This is a genomic window from Mesorhizobium sp. CA6 (genome assembly GCF_020165035.1).
Lineage (GTDB): Bacteria > Pseudomonadota > Alphaproteobacteria > Rhizobiales > Rhizobiaceae > Mesorhizobium.
This window is the reverse complement of record NZ_JAIUHI010000009.1, coordinates 183,304-204,846: the sequence shown is the minus strand read 5'-3', so window position 1 is coordinate 204,846 and position 21,543 is coordinate 183,304. Positions and strand designations below refer to the sequence as shown.

20 protein-coding genes are annotated in these 21,543 nt (G+C 62.4%); 5 read left to right on the top strand and 15 right to left on the bottom strand.

The window, feature by feature from the left end:
* Positions 1 to 10 precede the first annotated feature (10 nt).
* Positions 11 to 2,551 (bottom strand): membrane-bound PQQ-dependent dehydrogenase, glucose/quinate/shikimate family, encoded by a 2,541-nt coding sequence (locus tag LB526_RS15995; protein WP_224628366.1) that lies wholly within the window; start codon positions 2,549 to 2,551, stop codon positions 11 to 13.
* A 282-nt stretch (positions 2,552 to 2,833) separates the two neighbouring features.
* Positions 2,834 to 3,253 (bottom strand): BA14K family protein, encoded by a 420-nt coding sequence (locus tag LB526_RS29800; protein WP_411967635.1) that lies wholly within the window; start codon positions 3,251 to 3,253, stop codon positions 2,834 to 2,836.
* Between the two features lie 298 nt (positions 3,254 to 3,551).
* On the opposite strand from LB526_RS29800, the gene LB526_RS15985 reads away from it, so the two are divergent.
* Positions 3,552 to 3,962 (top strand): hypothetical protein, encoded by a 411-nt coding sequence (locus LB526_RS15985; protein ID WP_224628365.1) that lies wholly within the window; start codon positions 3,552 to 3,554, stop codon positions 3,960 to 3,962.
* 249 nt (positions 3,963 to 4,211) lie between these two features.
* Here the strand turns inward: LB526_RS15985 and LB526_RS15980 are convergent, their stop codons facing one another.
* The 12 genes from LB526_RS15980 to LB526_RS15925 form a co-directional block, all read right to left on the bottom strand.
* The gene (locus LB526_RS15980) at positions 4,212 to 4,745 is read right to left on the bottom strand and encodes a DUF4142 domain-containing protein (RefSeq protein ID WP_224628488.1); all 534 of its coding nucleotides are present in this window, start codon (positions 4,743 to 4,745) and stop codon (positions 4,212 to 4,214) included.
* Positions 4,746 to 4,846: 101 nt separating this feature from the next.
* Complete coding sequence (gene cyoD / locus LB526_RS15975) at positions 4,847 to 5,257, bottom strand: cytochrome o ubiquinol oxidase subunit IV (RefSeq protein ID WP_224628364.1); 411 nt, start codon at positions 5,255 to 5,257, stop codon at positions 4,847 to 4,849.
* Positions 5,254 to 5,922, bottom strand: a complete 669-nt coding sequence (gene cyoC / locus LB526_RS15970) for a cytochrome o ubiquinol oxidase subunit III (protein ID WP_224628363.1) — start codon at positions 5,920 to 5,922, stop codon at positions 5,254 to 5,256. The genes cyoD and cyoC overlap by 4 nt, the downstream gene beginning before the upstream one ends.
* Complete coding sequence (cyoB, locus tag LB526_RS15965) at positions 5,919 to 7,922, bottom strand: cytochrome o ubiquinol oxidase subunit I (protein WP_224628362.1); 2,004 nt, start codon at positions 7,920 to 7,922, stop codon at positions 5,919 to 5,921. The genes cyoC and cyoB overlap by 4 nt, the downstream gene beginning before the upstream one ends.
* Positions 7,923 to 7,924: 2 nt before the next feature.
* The gene (gene cyoA / locus LB526_RS15960) at positions 7,925 to 8,821 is read right to left on the bottom strand and encodes a ubiquinol oxidase subunit II (RefSeq protein WP_224628361.1); all 897 of its coding nucleotides are present in this window, start codon (positions 8,819 to 8,821) and stop codon (positions 7,925 to 7,927) included.
* 369 nt (positions 8,822 to 9,190) lie between these two features.
* On the bottom strand, positions 9,191 to 9,790 hold the full coding sequence (locus LB526_RS29720) for a c-type cytochrome (protein ID WP_224628359.1): 600 nt from the start codon (positions 9,788 to 9,790) through the stop codon (positions 9,191 to 9,193).
* Positions 9,791 to 10,284: 494 nt separating this feature from the next.
* Entirely contained in the window at positions 10,285 to 10,515 is a 231-nt protein-coding gene (locus tag LB526_RS29795) for a helix-hairpin-helix domain-containing protein (RefSeq protein WP_224628357.1), read from the bottom strand.
* Positions 10,516 to 10,585: 70 nt separating this feature from the next.
* Positions 10,586 to 11,098: a hypothetical protein gene (locus LB526_RS15945; protein WP_224628355.1), complete on the bottom strand. Its 513-nt coding sequence runs from the start codon at positions 11,096 to 11,098 to the stop codon at positions 10,586 to 10,588.
* 221 nt (positions 11,099 to 11,319) lie between these two features.
* On the bottom strand, positions 11,320 to 12,864 hold the full coding sequence (locus LB526_RS15940) for a Do family serine endopeptidase (protein ID WP_224628353.1): 1,545 nt from the start codon (positions 12,862 to 12,864) through the stop codon (positions 11,320 to 11,322).
* 205 nt (positions 12,865 to 13,069) lie between these two features.
* On the bottom strand, positions 13,070 to 14,029 hold the full coding sequence (locus LB526_RS15935) for an ABC transporter permease (RefSeq protein WP_224628352.1): 960 nt from the start codon (positions 14,027 to 14,029) through the stop codon (positions 13,070 to 13,072).
* On the bottom strand, positions 14,013 to 14,954 hold the full coding sequence (locus tag LB526_RS15930; protein WP_224628342.1) for an ABC transporter ATP-binding protein: 942 nt from the start codon (positions 14,952 to 14,954) through the stop codon (positions 14,013 to 14,015). The genes LB526_RS15935 and LB526_RS15930 overlap by 17 nt, the downstream gene beginning before the upstream one ends.
* On the bottom strand, positions 14,951 to 16,168 hold the full coding sequence (locus LB526_RS15925; RefSeq protein ID WP_224628340.1) for an NEW3 domain-containing protein: 1,218 nt from the start codon (positions 16,166 to 16,168) through the stop codon (positions 14,951 to 14,953). Before LB526_RS15925 ends, LB526_RS15930 begins: the two co-directional genes overlap by 4 nt.
* Positions 16,169 to 16,598: 430 nt before the next feature.
* Between LB526_RS15925 and LB526_RS15920 the strand changes: the two genes are divergently transcribed.
* Positions 16,599 to 17,195, top strand: coding sequence for a sigma-70 family RNA polymerase sigma factor (locus tag LB526_RS15920; protein ID WP_224628487.1), 597 nt, complete (start codon positions 16,599 to 16,601; stop codon positions 17,193 to 17,195).
* 114 nt (positions 17,196 to 17,309) lie between these two features.
* On the opposite strand, the gene LB526_RS15915 is transcribed toward LB526_RS15920, so the two are convergent.
* A complete protein-coding gene (locus LB526_RS15915) occupies positions 17,310 to 18,188 on the bottom strand; it encodes a 3-keto-5-aminohexanoate cleavage protein (protein ID WP_411967629.1) in 879 nt (292 codons plus the stop codon).
* A gap of 58 nt (positions 18,189 to 18,246) precedes the next feature.
* Here LB526_RS15915 and LB526_RS15910 point away from each other — a divergent pair, with 58 nt between their 5' ends.
* Genes LB526_RS15910 through LB526_RS15900 form a run of 3 tightly spaced genes read left to right on the top strand, consistent with a single transcriptional unit; the run spans position 18,247 to position 21,487 of the window.
* Positions 18,247 to 19,131 (top strand): MurR/RpiR family transcriptional regulator, encoded by an 885-nt coding sequence (locus LB526_RS15910; RefSeq protein ID WP_224628339.1) that lies wholly within the window; start codon positions 18,247 to 18,249, stop codon positions 19,129 to 19,131.
* Positions 19,128 to 20,474, top strand: a complete 1,347-nt coding sequence (locus LB526_RS15905) for an aspartate aminotransferase family protein (RefSeq protein WP_224628337.1) — start codon at positions 19,128 to 19,130, stop codon at positions 20,472 to 20,474. The genes LB526_RS15910 and LB526_RS15905 overlap by 4 nt, the downstream gene beginning before the upstream one ends.
* 44 nt (positions 20,475 to 20,518) lie before the next feature.
* On the top strand, positions 20,519 to 21,487 hold the full coding sequence (locus tag LB526_RS15900; RefSeq protein WP_224628335.1) for a TAXI family TRAP transporter solute-binding subunit: 969 nt from the start codon (positions 20,519 to 20,521) through the stop codon (positions 21,485 to 21,487).
* Positions 21,488 to 21,543: the final 56 nt, after the last annotated feature.

The window sequence follows — 21,543 nt, the reverse complement described above, 5'->3', positions numbered from 1 at the left end:
AGGGCAGCAGTCAACGTGGCAGCGCGTAGGCAATGATCGAATCGCCTGCCTTTGTGCCAGTCGACCCATGACCGCCCGCGACCACGACCAGATACTGGCGGCCATCCGCAGCTTGATACGTGGACGGCGTGGCCTGCCCACCCGCCGGCAGGCGATCGCGCCAAATCTCTCGGCCTGTGCGAAGATCATAGCCTCGAACGTAGTTGTCCATGGTGCCGCTCAAGAAGGCGACACCGCCCGCGGTGACAATGGGGCCGCCAATGCCTGGCACTCCCATCTTGAACGGCAGCGGGACAGGAGAGAGGTCGCGAACGGTGCCGTTGACATGGCGGTATACCGTCTCGCCCGTTCTTAAATCCACGCCAGCGACATACCCCCACGGTGGCCGCTGGCACGGTAGATTGAGGAAGGAGTAGAACGGGCCCATTTTGGCAGCGAACGGAGCGCCGAAGTTTTCATTGAACACCGGCGCGCCCTTCTTGCTGACGACGCGGGTAGTGTCGTCTGGCCGGGGCAGCAACTGCGAGGTGAAAGCCAGATAGACCGGCATGGCGAAGGCAATGTCGCGTTGTGGATCGACGGCAATGGCGCCCCAGTTGAAGACACCGAAGTTGCCCGGATAGACAATGCTGCCGCCGAGCGAAGGCGGGGTGAACGCACCGTCGTAACGGAGTTGATGCAAGCGAATGCGGCAGTAAAGCTGGTCTATGGGGGTGGCGCCCCACATGTCGGCTCCGGTAAGTGGTTTTGGCCTGAACGACACCGCGGAGTGCGGCTGTGTTGGCGCTGTATGATCGCCGCCGACAGCGCCCTGCGGCGCAGGCTCCTCCTTGACCGGCAAAACGGGTTCGCCGGTAAGGCGGTTCAGGACGAACAGCTCTCCCTGCTTCGTGGGAGCCACCAGAGCCGGGACCTCTCGCCCGTTGATCGTCAGATCAACCAGACTCGGCTGAGCCGGCACGTCGTAGTCCCATAGGTCGTGATGAACGGTCTGGAAGACCCACGCCACCCGTCCCGTGTCCGCACGCAGCGCCACGATCGACGACGAAAACCGCTCGGTGTTCGACTCGCGGTTGGCGCCGAACTGATCGGGCGACTCGTTCCCCATTGGAAAATAGATCAGCCCGAGCTTGGGGTCGTAGCTGGCGACACTCCACGAATTTGGGGCATTGTGGGAATAGGTCTGGCCGTTGGGAATTGGAGCGGTCGCATCCGGGTTCTTGCTGTCGAAGTTCCAAACCAGTGCCCCCGTATAGGCGTTGAAGGCCCGGATCACGCCTGACGGTGAGGTCGTCGCCACGTTGTCGTTGACGGCGCCCGTGACGACGATCAGATTCCCAGCGACAACTGGAGGAGACGTCGAATAGAACGAGCCGGGCGTCACGTTGGGCATGTTGGCCCACAGGTTGACCGTGCCGTCTGAACCGCCGAAACCGGGACAAAGCTTGCCGGTGTCGGCGCTGATCGAGATCAGCCGGCCATCCGACGTGGGGACGAAAAGTCGCCTCATGCAGTCGGCGCTCAGGGTCACGTGAGCCGGGGGCTGCTCGCGGTTGACCGCCGGATTGGGAGCTCCAGCTTGCGCGTGTCCGGTCACCACATTCTGCGGTACGCCAGCGGCCTGGGTCGTCACCTCGTCGACGCTCTGTTGGAGATCGGCTGCAGCCTGTGCGCCGGCCGCGGCCGAGTCAGGTGCGAGAGAGACTTCCGGCGGCAGGTCGGCCGGTGTGGCCTCCTGGTAGGCCACGCCTCGGCAGGTCATATGCTGGGTGGTGTCCCGAGGCGGCTGCTTGAGCTTCGGGTCGAACCGCCATTTCTCTTTGCCCGTCTCGGGATCGAGGGCTATCACCGTGCTGAACGGAGTGCAAATATACACCGTGCCGTTGACCATAAGCGGAGTGACCTCATAGGTCGTTTCCTGGGGATCGTTCTGGTCACGGATCTGTCCGGTCTTGTAGGTCCACGCGACTTTTAGCTTGTCGACGTTCGCCGGCGTGATTTGAGCGAGCGGCGAGAAGCGCTGGCCCATTGAGGTGCGGCCATAGGCAACCCATTGTCCGGGCGGAATTCCCCCGTCCGTTGCCGCCGCCGCTGCCGCCATGCGTTCCTGATTGAATGTGCCGGAAACGTCGTCTGGATCCTGAAACATCGAATAGATGCCGACAGCCGCCGCCAACACGATGACCGCGGCCAGCGCTGCATTGTTTGCGTCAAACCCGGCCGTGATCCGATAGCGCCCATTGAACGCGTTTACGATGGCCGGCAGGAGCACGAGGATACCGAGAACGAGCAACAGCCCGCCCCGCGGTGCTAGCGCCCACCAGTTCAAGCCGACTTCCCATAAGGCCCAACACAGCGTGACCAGGATGGTAACCGCGTAAAGGCCCGCTCCAGCCGGTCTGCGCATGGCGATCAACGCCCCGGATGCGGCGAGCATCGCACCCAGCACGACGTAGAACCAGCTACCGCCCAGGGCAGCCAACCAGAGGCCTCCGAGGACAAGGACAGCGCCTGTCAATATGATGATTGCCGAAAGCACAAGCCGATACATCGGGCAGCCTCCTGTTGGAAATGATTTATCGGCCCCGACCCGCGGCGGGGCGAAGGGCAATGTGCGCCAGGCAAGACGAACTTGCCGCTATGGGCGCGTATCGAGGGCGTGCGGGGTCTCTCCGCCCGATCCGCCCGCGGAAGAGCCTGCGCCCCGAAGCACGAGAAAGCCGGCGAACAGGACGACGACAACAATCAGGGCAATTGCTATTCCGCGAGTCACGTCTCGGCTCCACACTTGCTTGGCCTGAGGGGCACCAGCTGATCTTGGCGGTCTACAAGCCTATTCATAAGGGGATCGGCACTGCCGGCGAGGGCCGTGGTAGGGCTGGAAAGTATTGTCCGATGCCCGGTAGGACCGGTAGTGGTCATAGCACCATTGGATGTGCCGGCTGGATACGGGACCATGCTGGCTGAGGGCGCCGCCGATAATGGCACCCAGGGCGAATGCCGCCGGTGGAAACCACCATCCATTGTATCGGCGATAACCCGGCCGATAATGCCGGTAGCCTCTGTGGCCATGCCAGTATGCATGGTTTCGCCGCAGTATGAAACGATGGCCATGCCGGTACCGCGCATGCGTCACATAAGAAGGGACTGGGGCGCTCAAGATAGGGGCTGGCGCCGCGACAGCTGAGCCGACGGGTTGGGCCAGGAGCAGGCACGCGACAGAGCCGCTGATGATTGTAGAACGAGTTAACATGAGTTCCTCCCGACAGTGTTCTATAGAGGGCGAACCAGAGAGGATTGCGTTTGTTCCGCTTGAGCGCTCAAGTTTATTTGACATTTTCTTCCGGCCCCAAGCATGCTGAAGCGCTCGCATCTTTAGTATCGAACTTCCGCCCCAGGCTTGCGCCGGGACAGTGCCATTGCTGTCTCTGTTCGATGCCTTGCAAAACGACAGCTCGAGTGTCGTCTCTGAACAAATCCGGCCGCAATCCTTTTAGGCGCTTGGCCCCCAAAGCGTGAGCACTCGTCAACGAAACCGCCCGGCCGCTGCGTTGCATCTGCCGTTCTCCCGGCTGCACCGTGACAACGAGATCCCCGGCGTGGTGGGCGATCGATTGCCGGTGCAAGACCTAGGTGATGATGCGATCGCAAGCTGGATTCGGCTTGCAAACGCCACCGGAATTAGATTTGCGAAAGCTCCGGAACGACATGGTACCCATCTGGCTGCATGTGCCCGGTGTGTCAGCGGCATTCTGGTGGCAGGCTGGATTGGATGGGATGAGACGCGCCGTCCGCAGCCGATGTGGATCATGAACGTCGTCTGGCCCGTTGCCGCGCTTTTCGGAACGGTGCTGGTGTGGGGCTACTTGAAATTCGGAAGATCGGCTAGCGAGAGCGCGGCCAAGTCTCGGCGGCGCACGCCCGACACCTGTTCGGGGGTTCTCCCGCGCTACGTTGCGTGACGTATGGGAGCCACCGCCGATCGGGTGTCGGGCCGGGTCGCCATGGTCGAGCGACGCTTTGCGCTCGAAGATAGATCAAGAAACCGCGCAGCCCCAAAACCAAAAAGGGCCCCCGGTCGGGAAGTCAAGGTGCCGGTCAGCGCTTCTCGAAGCTGCAACGTTGCCATGACTGCGAACGGGTGAGGGCAATCTAGGTTCTGGGGCGCGAGATGCTGAATGTGCCTACGCCATCGCCAAGCCCGGGCAGGTTTACTTGTTAAGTCCGTTGGCCATGTCCAGATGATGCTGCAGATGCGGCAATGTGGCCGCTGCCCATGCCTTTAGATCGGCCTGGTCGCCGCCCTCGCTGTAGCGCTTGAAGAGATCGACCGCATCCTTGTGCGCATCGACCTGATCGGAGTGGTACTGCTTGGTGAAGTCATTGCCCTGCAGCGCCTTCAAATCGTTGAGGGTCGACTGCTGCTTGTCGGTCATGGCCGTCGGAAGCGTGGCTTTCACCTTTCCGCTGGTCACGAGGCCTTTCAGATCGGCGGTGGTCTTCTCATGGTCGGCGACCATCTGCTTGGCAAAGGCCTTCGTTGCATCGTCGGACCGTTCGAGCGCGAGCTTGCTGGACTCGATCTCGAACATGTCGCTGGTGGCTGCTTCGGTAACGAAATCCTGTGTCGACGGGGCAACGCCCAGAACCGAATTCACGCCGGTCTTTTCCGTGGTCGAGGTTGATTGGGCCAAGGCCGGCAATGCAAGCATAACCGCCGCGACCGTCAGAGCGAACGTTTTCATCGACTTGTCTCCGTTGCGATTTCCCAACCGAAGACGCGCCGGTTTGTTCCCCACATCGACATGAGTTGGCCGCGCTGTCTGACAGTCCGCCGCCTGTCGCATCAGGGCATCATATGGGCCTGGTGGGCGCTCATCGAAGCCATGTTCTGGCTGAGGTGAGTCATGATCCACACGGAACCGAGCACGACGAGGGCGACGATCAGAACGCCGAAGGCGAGGGCGAGGACATTGTTGGTGTTGTCGGGTCCTGTGGTGACGTGCAGGAAGAAGACGAGGTGCACGCCCATCTGCGCGATGGCGAGCACCGTCAGGGCTGAGATCACCGCCGGCTGGTAGATCACGTCGGTCTGCGCGGCGAGGAAGGAGGCGACCGTCAACAGGATCGCCAGACCGAAGCCGAGCAGATAACCCGTAAGGCCCCCCGCGAGCTCATGCTCCTCGGCGCGCTCTTCACCCGGTGCCGCGTCGCGATGATCGAGCTCCTGGTCATTGCGACTTTCCGTTTCGCTCATGATGATGCTCCCAGGAGATAGACCAGCGTGAAAATGGCGACCCAGATGATGTCCAGCGCGTGCCAGAACAGGCTGAAGCAATGCACCCGGCGCAAGATCTCGGGCCGGAATCCCTTCACCCAAAGCTGAGCCATCATTGTGCCGAGCCACAGCAGACCGAGGCCCACATGAGTGCCGTGGCAGCCGACGAGGGCGAAGAAGGCGGAAAGGAAGGCGCTGCGCGAGGGGCCGGCTTGCTCGTTCACCATCGTTGCGAATTCCTGCACTTCCAGGAACAGGAAGGCCGCGCCGAGCAAACCGGTGACAAGCAGCCAGAATTGCGCGGCAGCCATCGACCGGCGACGCGTCGCGAGCATTGCCAGGCCACCGGTGAAGCTCGACGTGAGCAGCAGACCCGTCTGCGCCGCAACGCGCGTGAGCTCGAACAGGTCCTTGCCTGTCGGTCCGTCGGCCGTCGCCTTGGAGAGGACAGCGTAAGCCGCAAAGAAGCCCGAGAACATGATGATGTCGGACAGGAGGAAGATCCAGAATCCATAGGCTACGGTGACGAACTTCGACGCCGGTCCGCCTTCGCCATGGCCGGTCGCCGAGAACAGGCCATCGCCGTGGCCGCGGCCCAGCCGATAGGGATCGCGCGGTGCGCTGCCAGCCGTGATGTCGCTCATGCCGGACGCTCCCGCCTGCGCATCCAGGCAAGCTGCGCCGCCCGGCTGCCGCGATCGATGCGTTCGACCTCGCTGGCGGGAATCTCATAATCGCCATGCTCGCGCCACGCGAACACGACGAAAGTGATATAGGCGCCGACGAAGCCGACTATGGCCAGCCACCAGATGTGCCAGATGAGCGCGAAGCCGATCAGCGTGCTGAAGAAGGCGCTGACGAAACCCGTCGGGCTGTTGCGCGGCATCTCGATCGGTTCATAGTCGCCCTTGCTCTCCGGCGTCTGCTCGTCGGCAGCCCTTTGCTTGATGGTCCAATAAGGCTCCTCATTTTCGACATGCGGCAGCCGCGCATAGTTGAACACGGGTGGCGGCGAGGGCGTAGACCACTCAAGCGAGCGTCCATCCCAGGGATCGCCCGTCTCGTCGCGCAGGGCGTTGCGGTCCCTGATCGATACGATCAACTGTGTGATCTGGCAGCCTGCCCCGACGATCATCACCGCAATGCCGAAGGCCGCGACCATCAGCCACGGCGTCCAGAGGTCCATGTCAATGTGCTGGAGCCGGCGGGTCATGCCGAGCAGCCCGACGACATAGAGCGGCACGAAGACCAGCAGGTAGCCGGCAAGGGTGATCCAGAATGCCGCCTTGCCCCAGCCCTCGTGCAGGCGGAAGCCGAAGGCCTTCGGGAACCAATAGGTGAAGCCGGCAAAGGCGGCGAACAGCACGCCCGAGATGATGACATTGTGGAAATGCGCCACCAGGAAGAGCGAATTGTGCAGCATGAAGTCGGCCGGCGGAACGGCGAGCAGCACGCCGGTCATGCCGCCGATGATGAAGGTGGTGACGAAGCCTAGCGCCCACAACATCGGCGTGTCGAAGCGCACGCGCCCGCCATACATGGTGAAGAGCCAGTTGTAGATCTTGACCCCAGTGCCGACGGCAATGACCGAGGTGGCGATGCCGAAGGCTGCGTTGACGTCGGCGCCGGCGCCCATGGTGAAGAAATGATGCAGCCACACCGTGAAGGAGACGATGCAGATGAACAGCGTCGCCGCCACCATCGAGCGGTATCCGAAAAGCGGCTTCGACGAGAAGGTGGAGAAGATCTCCGAATAGATGCCGAAGGCGGGCAGCACGAGGATGTAGACTTCAGGATGGCCCCAGGCCCAGATGAGATTGACGAACATCATCTGGTTGCCACCGGCTTCGTTGGTGAAGAAATGGAAGCCGAGATAGCGGTCGAGCGTCAGCATCGCGAGCGTGGCTGTGAGGATCGGGAAGGCCGCGACGATCAGCAGGTTGGAAGCGAGCGAGGTCCAGCAGAACATCGGCATGCGCAGATAACCCATGCCCGGCGCACGCATCTTGAGGATGGTGGTCACCAGGTTGACGCCGGTGAGCAGCGTGCCAACGCCAGAGATCTGGATCGACCAGAGATAGTAGTCGACCCCGACGCCTGGCGAATAGGTCATCTCGGAAAGGGGAGCGTAGGGCAGCCAGCCGGTGCGCGCGAACTCGCCGACGACGAGCGAAATGTTGACGAGCAATGCGCCGGTCGCGGTCAGCCAGAAGCTCACCGAATTCAAGGTCGGGAAGGCGACGTCGCGGATGCCGAGCTGCAGCGGCACGACGAAGTTCATCAGTCCGATCATGAACGGCATCGCCGCGAAGAAGATCATGATGGTGCCGTGCGCGGAAAAGATCTGGTCGTAATGCTCCGGCGGCAGATAGCCCGGCCCATGGATGGCGAGCGCCTGCTGGCTGCGCATCATGATGGCGTCGACGAAGCCGCGCAGAAGCATCAGCGCCGCCAACACGATGTACATGACGCCGATCCGCTTGTGATCGACCGAGGTTATCCATTCGCGCCAGAGATAGGGCCAGTAGCCTTTCACCGTGATCCAGACCAGCACCGCGGCGGCCGCCAGGAAGACGACCAGGGCTGCGCCGAGCGGGATGGGCTGGTCGAAGGGAATGGCCGACCAGTCGAGTTTGCCGAGCATCGTCATCCTCCTTCTTTGGGCTGGTGCGTCGTGGCCGGCGCCCCTGCCTTCGGCTCGACCTTCGGGCTCACCTGCGGCTCGCCGGCGGCGGTTTCGGACGGCCCCGGTCCGGGCGGCAGGGTCTGGCGCAGCACCGCGTCGAACAAGCCCGGTTCGACCTGGCCGAAGGCGGCAGGCGGCATGTTGATGCTCTGGCGGGCAAGCGCGCGATAGGCGTCGGCGTCCAGAACGCCTTTGCCATGCAGCGATGAAGCCCAACTGGCGAACGCGTCCGCCGAGACCGCCCGTACACGGAAATTCATGTCGGAAAATCCGTCGCCGCTGAAATGCGCCGACAGGCCGAAATAATCGCCTTCGCGGTCGGCCTGCAGATGCAATTCGGTCTGCATGCCGTTCATGACATAGACCATGCTGCCGAGCTGCGGCACGAAGAAGGTGTTCATCACGCTGGCCGAGGTCAGCCTGAAATGGACCGGAACACCCGCGGGAATGACCAGCTGATTGACCGTTCCCACACGCTGGTCTGGGTAGAGGAACAGCCATTTCCAGTCGAGCGCCACCACCTGGACTTCCAGGGGGCGCTGGCCGGACTCGATCGGCCGGCGCGGATCGAGGTGGTGGGATCCGTAGTAGATCAGCCCGCCAAGGAAGAGGATTGTGAGCGTCGGGATTGACCAGACGATCAGCTCGATCTTGCCGGAATAGGTGAAATGCGGATTGTAGCGAGCATTGCGGTTGGTGGCGCGGAACATCCAGGCAAAGGCCAGCAGCGCGATCAATGTCGGGACGACGATGACCAGCATCACGGCGAGCGAGTTCAGGAGGATGGTGCGGTTGCCGACGCCGATCGGCCCCTGCGGATCGAGCACGCCTCCCGCGCAGCCGGGCAGGGTAGCCATTGCGGGCAACCAGAGGAGCGGGCGCAGTGATTCGAATCTACCGGGAAAAAACACAATGGTTGGTCACGTGTTTGGGACAGTGCGTCCAACAAGACGCGCGTGGAAATCTTGGATCAGGTCTCCGAGAGCTGACGCGGTTTCTGCCGGCACCCAATTCCCGGAGACACGCCCCAACTGTCACAGCAGGCGGTTGTTCCAACTACTTTCGCGGGCACCAGGCGTTAGAACGAAAAGCCCGTTTTCGATGGCGATATGGCGGTCAAGGTGAGTGCGCCTTCGGGTAAAAACCGATCGCCCCTAGCCCTCTGATCGGCGGCATCAGCGACGCCATCTCGCGAATGAGAGGGTGTCGGAGAGCAGCGCGCCAGGTCAGTAAGCGCCCGTGACGCTGTCGGTGGAGCTGCGCAGTTTCCGGACCGTTTCCGCAGTCACCGGAGCGGCCTGGTTGCCCCAGGCGTTACGAACATAAGTGGCGAGCGCCGCGATCTGATCGTCCGACAACTTCCACCCGAACGACGGCATCGTTTTGTCATTGGGGTTCTTCGGTGTCGCTGCGGCATGGCCACCGTTCAGAATGAGGCGAAGCATCGACAGCGGTTGTTCTGATTGCACGACCGCGTCGACCCTCAGCGACGGGAACGCACCTTCGACACCTTCGCCGCCGAGCTGGTGGCATGCAGCGCAATCATCCCCGTAAATTGCTTTTCCGGCGCTGAGCATCTTCTGATCGGCATTCCCAGCAGAATTGGGGGTGAAGGCAGGCCAGGATTTGAGGAAGGTGGCGATTGTCTGCAGATCCTGGTCCGTGAGCTTCGACGTGGAGTCCTTGATCACTGCGCCCATCGGACCATAGGCGGTCGTGCGGGCATTGTGGCCTGTTTTGAGGAAGGCCACGATGTCCTCTTCGCTCCAGGAGCCCAGGCCGGTGCGTTTGTCGCCCGTCAGGTTGGGCGCGAACCAGTTCTGCACCTCCGCGCCTTGGAAGGCATCCGACGTCTTCGACGAGCCGAGAATATTCTTGGGCGTATGGCAGGCCGCAATGGCCTGGCCCCTCTGCCAGGTAGGCCCCGCGATACCATTCGGCAGACTGGTCCTTGCCGGGCTGGAATTCGCCGGGCGTGAAAAACAGGCCGTTCCAAGCGGCCATGGCAGTCCTGTGATTGAGTGGCCAGATAAATTCGTTGTCGCGCGGTTCGGCCCGCGCCGGCGTGAGCGTACGCAGGTAAGCGCGGATGTCGTCGACGTCCTCGCGCCTCACCTTGGTGAACGAGGGATAAGGAAAGGCCGGGTAAACCGCCGGCCATCGGCGGCCAGCCCCTCGTGCATGGCGCGGTAGAACTGCTCTTCGGAGATCCTCACCGGCAGTGCCTGTCGGGGGCGGTCGTCCGCGCGCGTAACGGTCTTGCTGCTCAGGACCACCACCCGACTTCACCGGCGCCGTCGGGCACCTCGACGAGCGGGAACTACAGCGTTCGAATCTCTAGTCTGCCTGCTCTCAGGCGACTGATCGTTTCTGGGTCAAATCCGGGGAGCCGCGCAACTTCCCGCCAACTCGCGAGCGGCCTGGCCTCGATAACTGCACTTGCCTGCGCGAGGTGGAGCCCTCCAGCCGCCATGAGTTCGTCAATGGTCGCCGAATTTATATCGACCACCTCTCCGGCATGATGAGCTTCGCGCGTCTTCGGACCTGCCATTGCCACTGCTTTCGTCGTTACCAACGTGCAACCAATCCACTCAGAAGGAGTTCCGCGCGCCTCCAACGCCTTAATAGTCCGCGCTCAACAGGAGCCTATAGTGGATCGTTTGAAGACGGATCAAACCGTCCTGAATGAAGAAGGTATCGGCACCGTCCGCAGCGTCGAAGCGCTCGGAACTCGCACGCCAGATAAGCAATGCGAAGCGCTCACGCACTTGCTTCTTGATCAACTCGAATTTCGCCCCGGGCAGTTGATCTCTCAACCTTCTTGCCGAGTTCCGGAGCGCGTCATGGCCACAGTCATTCGAGTTGACTGTAAGGAGAACAACGTCAGCGGCGTAGTTGCGCGCCAGATCCTCCTCGAGACGACCTTGCAGCCTCAGCCGGAGATGATCCTCAAACACCTGTTGGGCCGAACGTGTGGACAGCTGCGAAGTTTCGGGGGAAGGGACCATGCAGAGCCAAACTGGGTCGCTGTGGCAAAGTTCCATCAGAGGGATGGTTCCTTCCAGGCTCCGCTGAATGAGCCTCGACAGGACCGGGGCGGCTCGCTGCGGAGAGCTGCTGGCCGGCGTCGTCATGCCGGCGGTTCTCATCGGCATGAGGTATTTGCACTGTCATCAGCCGATAGGCTACCAATTAGCTCCCGCTTTGGGCAAATCGAGAGATCTGTCCGCAATCCTGAGAGATCTTGCAGGCCCCTGGCGACTTGGGGGAGCACAGAGCACATCTGGCTTACGTTTTCCCGGCGGCGGTTCGGGGGTGTTGATACCGCCGCAGGGAAAATCTGAACGTTGATGCCTCAGCCCTTGCCGACCGGCAGCGCCACGAAGCGGTTCGAGTCGTCGCGGGTGATCTGCATCAGCACGGCCTTGCGGCCGGCCTTGGCGGCATCGGTCATCGCCTTGGACACGTCGTCGGTGGTGTTCACCTCGTTCGAATTGATCGAGGTGATGACGTCGCCGGGCTGGATGCCGCGGTCGGCCGCCTCGCTGTCGGGATCGACGTCGGTGACCACGAGGCCCTTGCCGTTGTCGGACTTCGTGACGGTCAGGCCGAGATCGGCGAGCTTGTCGGGCTTGGCGGCGGGCGCCGACTGCTTGTTGCTGTCGTCGTTCGAGGCCTGCTTGTCGCTGGCGGGCAGCGTGCCGAGATCGACCTTGACCGTCTCGTCCTTGCCGTTGCGCCAGACGGTGACGTCGACCGATTTGCCCGGCGCGAACGCACCGATCATGCGGGCGAGCTCCTTCGGCGAGGCGACATCCTTGCCGTCGACCTGGGTGATGACGTCACCGGCGACGATGCCCGCCTTCTTGCCCGGCCCGCCATCCTGGGCGCTCGACACCAGCGCGCCCTTGTCCGACTTCAGGCCGAGCGACTCGGCGATGTCCTTGGTGACCGGCTGGATCTCGACGCCGAGCCAGCCGCGCTGGACCGAGCCGCTCTTCATCAGGTCCTGGACGACCTGCTTGGCGGTCGAGGCCGGGATGTCAAAGGCGATGCCGACGCTGCCGCCCGACGGCGAGAAGATGGCGGTGTTGATGCCGACCACCTGGCCGTTGAGGTTGAAGGTCGGGCCGCCTGAATTGCCGCGGTTGACCGGGGCGTCGATCTGGATGAAGTCGTCATAGGGGCCGGCGCCGATGTCGCGGCCGCGGGCCGAGACGATGCCCGCGGTGACAGTGCCGCCCAGGCCGAACGGATTGCCGACGGCGACCACCCAGTCGCCGATGCGGACCTTGGAATCGTCGGCGAAGTCGACATAGGTGAACTTATCGCCGCCGCCATCGACCTTGAGCACGGCAAGGTCGGTGCGCGGATCGGTGCCGATCAGCTTGGCGTCGAGCTCCTTGCCATCATTGGTGACGACGCTGAAATCGGAGCCTTCCGAGACGACGTGGTTGTTGGTGACGAGATAGCCGTCTTCGGAGATGAAGAAGCCCGAGCCCTGAGCGATCGGACGCGGCTGGCCATTGCCATGGTCGCGGTGGTCGAAGCGACGCATGCCGAACGGGCCGCCCTGGTCGCCGAAGCCGCGGAATTCCTTGAAGAAGCGGCGCAGCTGCGGGGGTAGATTGTCGAAACCCTCCTGGTAGTCAGAGCCGTCGTCGGCGGTCGGCTGGATCTTGGCCTTGACCCTGACGCTGACGACCGCCGGCGAGACGTGCTCGACGAGATCGGCGAAACTCGGCATCTGCGGGGCTTCGACGCGCACGGCATCGGCCAGCACGGGCGCGGTGCCGGTGGCAAGCGCGCCCGCGCCGACCGCACCGATAACGGCCAGGGAAGCGACGGCGGCCAACAGGCGCTTGCGGGTGCTGGAAGACATGCTAGGGGAATTTTTCATGATCTCGTATCCTCTTCAAGATTGTGCCCTGAAGGACGTCCTGTTTAAGAAGAATAGAGAGGGGAACATTACGATGTCATTTCCAGTGCATGAATCTTTAGTAAGGTTTGGCTGTACAGTACGGACTTTAAAATGGTCCGGCTGCGGCCATTCATGCAGGGATCATAAGCTTTCATCTTAGACAAAGCCCGTTCATCAGCGGCTCTTACGCTCTAATCTCCTGCCTCTGGAATGAAACGTAGGCGATGGTGAACAGCACCAGAAGTGCTGCGATCATGCCGGCGACCTGCGGCCAGATGAGGGCGACGCTCAGCGAAAAGGGCAGGGGGGCGCCCATCAGGGCCCCGCTCAACTGATCGGTAAACAGCAGACCGAGCGAACGCGTTGCCGGATTGAGCAGGGCCAGCGTGGTTTCTCCGTAGAGGGTGTTGGGCGAGATGCGTGCGATGGCCTGCTGAACATCGATCTGATGAACTGCCGTCAAGGGATCGAGCGGGTCGACCGGCGCGACGGCTCCGGCAATAAGCGGCGCCAGCATGGGCCAGAACACCGTGAACAGCAGCCATGCCGTGAGCGCGCAAAGCGCCGACGTTGCCGGCGATTTGACGATTGTGGAGAAGGCCATCGCTACCGCCAGCCAGACGCCGGCGTAAACGAATGAGGCGAACAGGAAGGCAACACCGCGGGTGATCTCCTCACCGCTCGGTGGCAGCCCCAGCAGGAGCATGCCAAGACCGGTCACTAGCAGCCAGAGAGCCAGCAAGCATATGGCGATCACCAACAAACCGCCCAGGAACTTGCCGGTAAGAAGCGCGTCACGATAGATCGGCTGTGACAGGACGCGCGACAGCGTGCGGCGATTGTATTCGCCATTGATGGCGTCAAAGCCAAGAGCAATAGCCACCAGAGGCACCAGGAAGCCGAGGAAGAATACGAACGATGGCAATGGTTGTTGCGCGGTGGTGAAAAGGCGCAGGAAGAGGAACTGGTCCTCACCGACTGTGGCCTTGATCTGCCCGATCGCGGCATAGACCGAGCCGACGGCGGTGAGGAGCACCAGGACCATCAACAGATGAATGCGAATGCTGTTCATATGATCGGCTGCTTCCTTGAGCGCGATCGTCGACAGGCCGGCAAATGGCGATCCTTCACGCCGCGACGTCATGGTTTTCTCCCTCGAAAAAGCGAACATAGACCTCGTCGAGAGTGGCCTGGCGCATGGTTATGGAATGAAGTGCTCCGCCGGCGCCAACGATATGATGCGCAACGTCTGCCCTTACGTCCGCGTCGGCGTCGATGCGCCAGCGGCGGTCCTGCAAGGGCGTCAGGCCGGACACGTGCCGCACCCCGGCCAGGACCTTCACCAGATCCGCATTCTCGATTTCGACTTCGATCCTGAACGTGCCGCCGAGGACGTTGGCGGTGAGATCTTCAACCCGGCCGACGAGGCCGACTTGGCCCCTACGGAAAAGGGCCACCCGGCCGCAGATCGTCTGCATCATCGCGAGTTGATGGGAGGACAGCACGAACGTCACGCCCTCGCCCGCCAGCTCGCGGATCAAGTCCAGCAGCTCCTGGGTCGACTGCGGGTCGAGACCGGAAGTCGGCTCGTCGAGAATGGCGATGTCGGCCTGTTTGACCAGCACCTCCGCCAGCCCGAGCCGCTGGCGCATGCCGCGCGAGAAAGTCGCGACGCGGCGATTGGCGGCCTCCTCGAGCCGCACCCTGCCGAGGGCGCCGGCGATGCGCTCGTCGGCCTCTTTCGATATGAGGCCCGCAAGCCTTGCGGTGTAGGCGAGATTTTCCCATGCGGTCAGATGATCATAAAAGCCGATCTGGTCCGGCAGGTAGCCGACCCGCCGTTTGACGGCCAGCGGCTGGCGCAACGGATCGAGTCCGAGAACGCTGATCGAACCGGCAGTCGGCTCAGTGAGTCCGAGAAGCAAGAGGATCGCGGTGGTCTTTCCCGAACCATTAGGTCCAAGCAAGCCGAAGACCTCGCCCTTCTCGACAGTGAGATCGATGCCATCAACCGCCGCGAAACGACCGTAGCGCTTAATAAGGCCGCGCGCTTCTATGACCGTCGTCATCGGCGTCCATACCGCGTTACGGCAAAGGCGAGCATCAGCGCAGAGGCGCCGATAACCCCGAGGCCAGTCACGCCCCAAAGCGTGGATGTGCGCACCGTCACCCGGAAATTGGCGCTATCGGATGCGCCATCTCCATTGGCGCGGACCGAGACCATATAGTCGCCGGCGATCGCCTGGTTCGAAGGTGTCATTGAGACGCCGACGTCGGATGTTCCGCCTGGTGCGATCTCGTCGACTTTCTCAGGATTGAAGGTGACTTTCCAGCCAGCTGGCGGGCTTGCGGAAAGCTTCAGATCGCGGGCAGGGGCCGACCCGCTGTTCGACAGTGTGAATGTGAAGGTGCGCTCCTGACCCGCCGTGGCATCGCCCGAAAGCCGGCCCTGGGGACCTGAAAGAGAAACGGATGGCCTGCCGGTGATGTCGAGCAGCAGTTTGGTATCGGCGCTGGCGGCGCCGCCGCTGGCGGCTACGGCCACCGGATACTGGCCCGCCTGGGCGTTGTCGGGCGGCTGGACGCTGACGGACAGCGTTTTCGATTCTCCCGCCTTCAGCGGCAAGCTGGTCAGTTCCTGCGAGCCGTAGCCCTGCTTGAAGGTCACCTGGAAGCCGGGTGGCGCCTTCGAAAGTAGGTTGACGGTCGAATCCTCCTGGCCGTCGTTCTTGATGTCGACCTGGAAGTCGAAAGCCGATTTGGCGGTGCCGCGCAACGCCGGGAGCTTGGGTTCCAGCGTCAGCTTTGCAGGCTCGGTCTTGGTGAGCGTCATCGCCATCGGCAATTTCAAACCCTCGGCGGAGGTCTTGCCGGACACGGCAAAGTTGACCCCTTTGCCGATATCGCCTTCAGGCGGCGTCAATTTTAGCGTCAGGCCCACCGTGCCATCAGGATCAGCGATTGCCGCCGTAACGGGTTTGCCGGCGCCGTCGATCTCCCACTTCCAGCCACCAGGCAGGCCATCGACTCCGAACTCGACGCGTTGAGGCGGCAGTCCGCGGTTAGCCAGCTTCAAGGGCACGCTGACGTTCTTCCCGGCCTGGGCCGAGAACTCCGGATAGGGCGTGGTCAGCCATAAGCCGGTCGGCGACTGAGCAGCGGCACTCGCGGCGGACTGTGCGTGTGCCTGGGGCGCTGTTGAAGCCAGGCCGATTGCCGTCAGGCCTGCTGCGATCCAAGTTGTCGGGGTCGAAAAGGGCGCGCAAATACCCGCAGGAATCATGCATACCTCCCGCTCATAAACCGAAAATTTTGTTTCCTTGCAACGCCTTGGAGGCATTTAGCGGGGAGAAAATTGCAGCCGCCAATGTGGCGCGAGTTGGGCGATTTCAGCCGATCAGGCTGTGTTCACGGATTTGTGCCTTTTTGTAATGCCGCGTGATGACAGCGATGTCGTTCACGGCCGAAAAGGCGGCCCAACTGGCCGAAGCAAACGATGCGCAATGACGAAACGGCGATCTCGGGAACCTTGGCAACAGTTTTCCACGGGCACGGCATAGTCGCGGAATATCTAAGGCTGGATCGCTCGTTCCGTCCGACCGGTCGGTTCGGTCAAAATTGCGCTACGCAACAGGACATAGGAACGTTCCTTTTCCCCAGGCATTTCCATAGGTCTGCATCTCATCCACTCCTACTTGCCGGGGCCCGGAAATTTGTCAGCCACGGAGCATAAGTTTGCGAAGCCTGACGCCGGTGAGATCTCGATCGTCGCTCTCATTCCTGCCTTGCGGGCTTTTGCCCGAACCTTCTGTCGCGTGCCCGACGATGCCGACGATCTGGTGCAGGAGACGTTGACCAAAGGACTTGCCAATCTGGACAAGTTTGAACCGGGCACGCGCCTGAAATCCTGGCTCTTCACCATCATGCGCAACACGCACTACACGCGTGTCAAAGCGGCGGCCAGGGAGGCGCCCGGGCTGCTCGACTGCGCCTCCAGCCGGCCGATTTCGGAACCCTCCCAGGAATGGTCCGTGCAAAGCAGGGAAGTGCATCAAGCCATCCAGAAGCTGCCGTCCCATCAGCGTGAGGTTTTGATGCTGATCGGCGTGCTGGGCGTCAGCTACGAAGAAACGGCGGAGATCTGCGGTTGCGCTGTCGGCACCGTCAAAAGCCGCCTCAACCGCGCCCGTGCCGGCGTTCTGGAATTCCTCGGAGAAAGCTCGCCGCAAGCGCTGATCGAGCCACGACGTCAATTTTCGGAGCACCATCGGGATACTGGCGCGCAGGACGCCAAGACCGCCGAAACCTAGCTGCGCTGAGCTCCCCTCATCGCCTTCCCCTGTCTCATCAACGAGGCCGAATTCAGGCCGAGTAGAGTTGAGCGCCTGCTTGACGACCGGAGCGGAGTGGCCCGGCAATGGCTTTCAAAGCTGTTCGTTGCCGTCTCCAGCCTGCCAGGCATCGCGTAACGAGGCGGCCGACCGTATTGGGCGCCCAAATCCCCGCAACTGCTGCGCCACGGTATCGACCAGAACCGAATTCGATGCCGCCATCGAACCGTCCGGCAGCAGAAGATTGTTTTCGAACCCGACGCGGACGTCTCCACCAAACAATGCTCCCCCGCATACGCAAGCAGCCTCGTCACGACCGAAGGCGCAGACCATGAACGACCGGAAGCGTGGAATGCCGGGCGAAAGAAACGGCAGCAGGTCGTTCGGGGCAGATTGCTGTGACGCCGTATAGCGGCCGAGAACCAGAAGCACGGGAATGTGATCCCAGGGGATCAGGCCGCGCCGGTGCAGGTCGAGCAGATTCAAAGCCTCGTCAGGCTCATAAAGGATGATCTGCGGCATTATGCTTTCACGCTTCAGCCAAGCCAGGAACGCCGCAAAATCTGACTCGGCATCTCTGCCGGGGACAAGCTCACGCAGCGCGAGCGACACCGCCTCGGGTCTGGCCTCGCGCACCACGTCCATCTGCCTTCCAGGCTCGTAGGCGCCAAGCGACTCGCTTGTGATCTGCACCACCATCGCGTCTCCGACTGCTTGGCGAACGGCAAGGATGGCAGCCCGATAGGCGTCAGGATCGAGAATGTGCTGGCCGTGCCGGTCGCGCACGTGGAGGTGGATCATTGCTGCTCCCGCCTCGAGGCACTCGGCCGCCGCTCGAGCGAGTTCGGCAGGCGTCATGGGCAAGGCCGGATGGTCGGCCTTGGTGCGCCGGCCGCCATTCGGCGCAACGGCAATGGCAACCGGCTTGTGCGAGGATCGGGACATCATGCCGTGATCAGACAATTGGATCATTACGATACCTTGTGAATCACTTGTTGCAAATAGGATTGAGGCGCGCCAGACTGCCTTGATGGGTCAGGGGCCTTTGACGGAACGCATCATCGCAGAGTTCGACGGCATGTCGACGCAGCTGCAGGCCGCAGCGCGCTACATGCTCGACCATCCGAGCGATGTGGCCCTTCTTTCGATGCGCGAACAGGCGCGGCAGGCAGGCGTGCAGCCGGCCACGATGACGCGTCTCGCCAAGCATCTCGGCTTCGAAGGTTACGACGTCATACGCGATACCTACGCGGCAGCGGTTCGGAGCGGATACCAGGGCTTTGCCGGAAAAGCCGGGATCCAGGTGCTCAGCCAGAAGCTCAGGGGCGATCGTGGCCAGGCCGCCGAGATGATGGATGCGCTCGCCGCCCATATCGACCGGCTTTCGAGGCCGGAGGTTCTGGATCAGATCGTGGCGGCCGCGAGTTGCCTCTCGTCGGCGCGGCGGATCTATTGCCTCGGCCTGCGCTCCAGTCACCCCGTCGCCTGGCACGTGCACTACGTCCTGTCGCTCGTCGGCAATCGATCGGTGCTGCTCGACGGCGTTGCCGCAACCGGCGCCGACGCGATAGGCCGCGCCACCCCCGACGACGTGCTGCTGGTGGCGAGCGTGCTCCCCTACACGCGCCAGACGGTGGAGATCGCCGAATATGCCGCCAGACGCGGTGTTCCGGTCATTGCGATCACGGACAGCGAGGTGGCGCCGCTCGCCCAGATCGCAACGAAGGTCATCCTCGTGCCGACGCAAAGTCCGTCCTTCTTCCACACCATGGCGCCGGCCTTTGCTGTCGCGGAAATTCTGGCTGCGCTCCTTGCCGGCCACGGCGGCGAGCAGGTCCTGGCGGAACTGCGACGTACCGATGAGCATCACGCAGCGCTCAACGTTCACCTCAAACCGCGCCTGGGCAAGAAATGACCCATCTGCTCCACCGCACCATCAAAGGCTCGCTCCCCTTCGCAGTGGGCGGCAAGGGCATCCGAATATTCGACAGCGACGGCCGCGCTTACATCGATGCATCGGGCGGCGCGGCCGTCTCGTGCATTGGCCATGGCCATCCAGATGTCATGGCGGCGCTGCGTGATCAGCTCGACCGCATTGCCTATGCCCATACCAGTTTCTTCACCACCGAGATTGCCGAGCGGCTGGCCGACCGCCTCGTTGAAGATGCACCCGCTGGTATCAGCCATGTCTATCTCGTCAGCGGCGGATCGGAGGCCGTCGAGGCCGCGCTGAAGATGGCGCGGCAGTATTTCGTGGAAAAAGGCGAGCCGCAGCGCCGCCACGTCATCGCCCGCCACCAGAGTTATCACGGCAACACGCTCGGCGCGCTCGCTGCAGGGGGCAATGAATGGCGGCGGCGGCAGTTTCACCCGCTGCTCATCGAAACGCACCACATCGATCCGTGCTTCGCCTATCGCTATCAACTGCCCGGCGAAAGCGACGCCGAGTACGCTGCGCGAGCGGCGCAGGCCCTTGAGGACAAGATACTCGAACTCGGCGCCGGCGAGGTCATCGCCTTCGTCGCCGAAACGGTGGTCGGCGCGACTGCCGGAGCCGTGCCGCCGGTGGCTGATTACCTGAAGCGCGTCCGAACGATTTGCGACCGCTACGGCGTCCTGCTCATCCTCGACGAGGTGATGTGCGGCATGGGCCGCACCGGCACGCTTCACGCATGCGAGCAGGAAGGCGTCGTTCCCGATCTCTTGACCATCGCCAAGGGACTCGGCGGAGGCTATCAGCCCATCGGCGCCGTGCTGCTCGGCCGGCATATCTTTGACGCCTTCGCGAATGGCTCCGGCTTCTTTCAGCACGGCCACACCTATATGGGCCATCCGATGGCCGCGGCGGCTGGGCTCGCCGTCCAGGAGGTGATCCGCCGCGACCATCTGCTCGACAACGTCAGGGCAACGGGCCTGCATCTGGAGCGGCGCCTGAGGGAACGTTTCGGCAATCATCATCATGTCGGCGACATTCGTGGCCGCGGCCTGTTCCAGGCGATCGAACTCGTGGCGGACCGTGGTTCTAAGGAGCCTTTCGATCCGGCGCTGAAACTCAACGCGCGCATCAAGCGCGAAGCGATGAACAACGGATTGATGGTCTATCCGATGGGCGGCACGATCGATGGCGCCCGCGGTGACCATGTGCTGCTCGCGCCGCCGTTCATTTCCACCAGCCAGGACATCGACGCCATCGTCGAACGGCTCGGCGATGCCGTCGATGCAGCCTTGCGCGCTCCCGATTTTTCGGGACGCGCCTGACCAGAGCCCGGCGCAAGGCCGGGGCACCACCAGGAGGAAGTCGAATGCGTAATTTGCTGAAAACGTTAATAGCCGCCGGCGCGGCGGGCTGTCTGCTGGCAGCCACACCTTCGTTTGCGGAGCAGAAATTCGTCACCATCGGCACCGGTGGCGTGACCGGCGTCTATTATGCCGTGGGCGGCGCCATTTGCCGGCTCATGAACAAAGACAGACAAAAGACCGGCATACGCTGCTCGACCGAATCGACGGGTGGGTCGGTCTTCAACGTCAACTCAATCAATACCGGCGACCTCGATTTCGGCCTTACCCAGTCCGACGTGCAGTTTCAGGCCTATAACGGCGTCGGCCCTTTCGACGGCAAGGCCATAAAGGACTTGCGCGCGGTCTTCTCGGTCCACCCCGAACCGTTCACCGTTCTGGCGCGGCCGGATGCCGGCGTGAAAGTCTTCGAGGATTTCGAGGGCAAGCGCTTCAATGTCGGCAATCCCGGTTCCGGAACGCGGTCCTCGATGGAAGAGCTGTTGAAGCAGATGGGTTGGACATTGAAGGACTTTTCGCTCGCCGCCGAGCTCAAGGCCGACGAACAGGGCAGTGCGCTTTGCGACAACAAGATCGACGGCTTCTTCTACGGCGTTGGGCATCCGTCCGCCGCTATCCAGGATCCGACCACGGCGTGCGGCGCCAAGCTCGTTCCGCTGACTGGTCCGGCCGTCGACGCGCTGGTGAAGGCACACCCCTATTATTCCGTCGCGACCATCCCCGGCGGCATGTATGCCAACAATCCCGATCCAACGACGACGTTCGGCGTGCGCGCCACCGTGGTGACCAGCGCCAAGACGCCCGACGATGTGGTCTACGAGATGGTCAAGGCGGTTTTCGAGAACTTCGACGACTTCAAGAAGCTGCATCCGGCCTTCGCCAATCTGGATCCGAAGGAGATGGTCAAGGCCGGCCTTTCGGCGCCGCTGCATCCGGGCGCCGAGCGTTACTACAAGGAGAAAGGCTGGCTCTGAACCTTCGGCATGGCCGGACTGCCTTGGAGGGCAGCCCGGCCGTAAACCGAAACGCC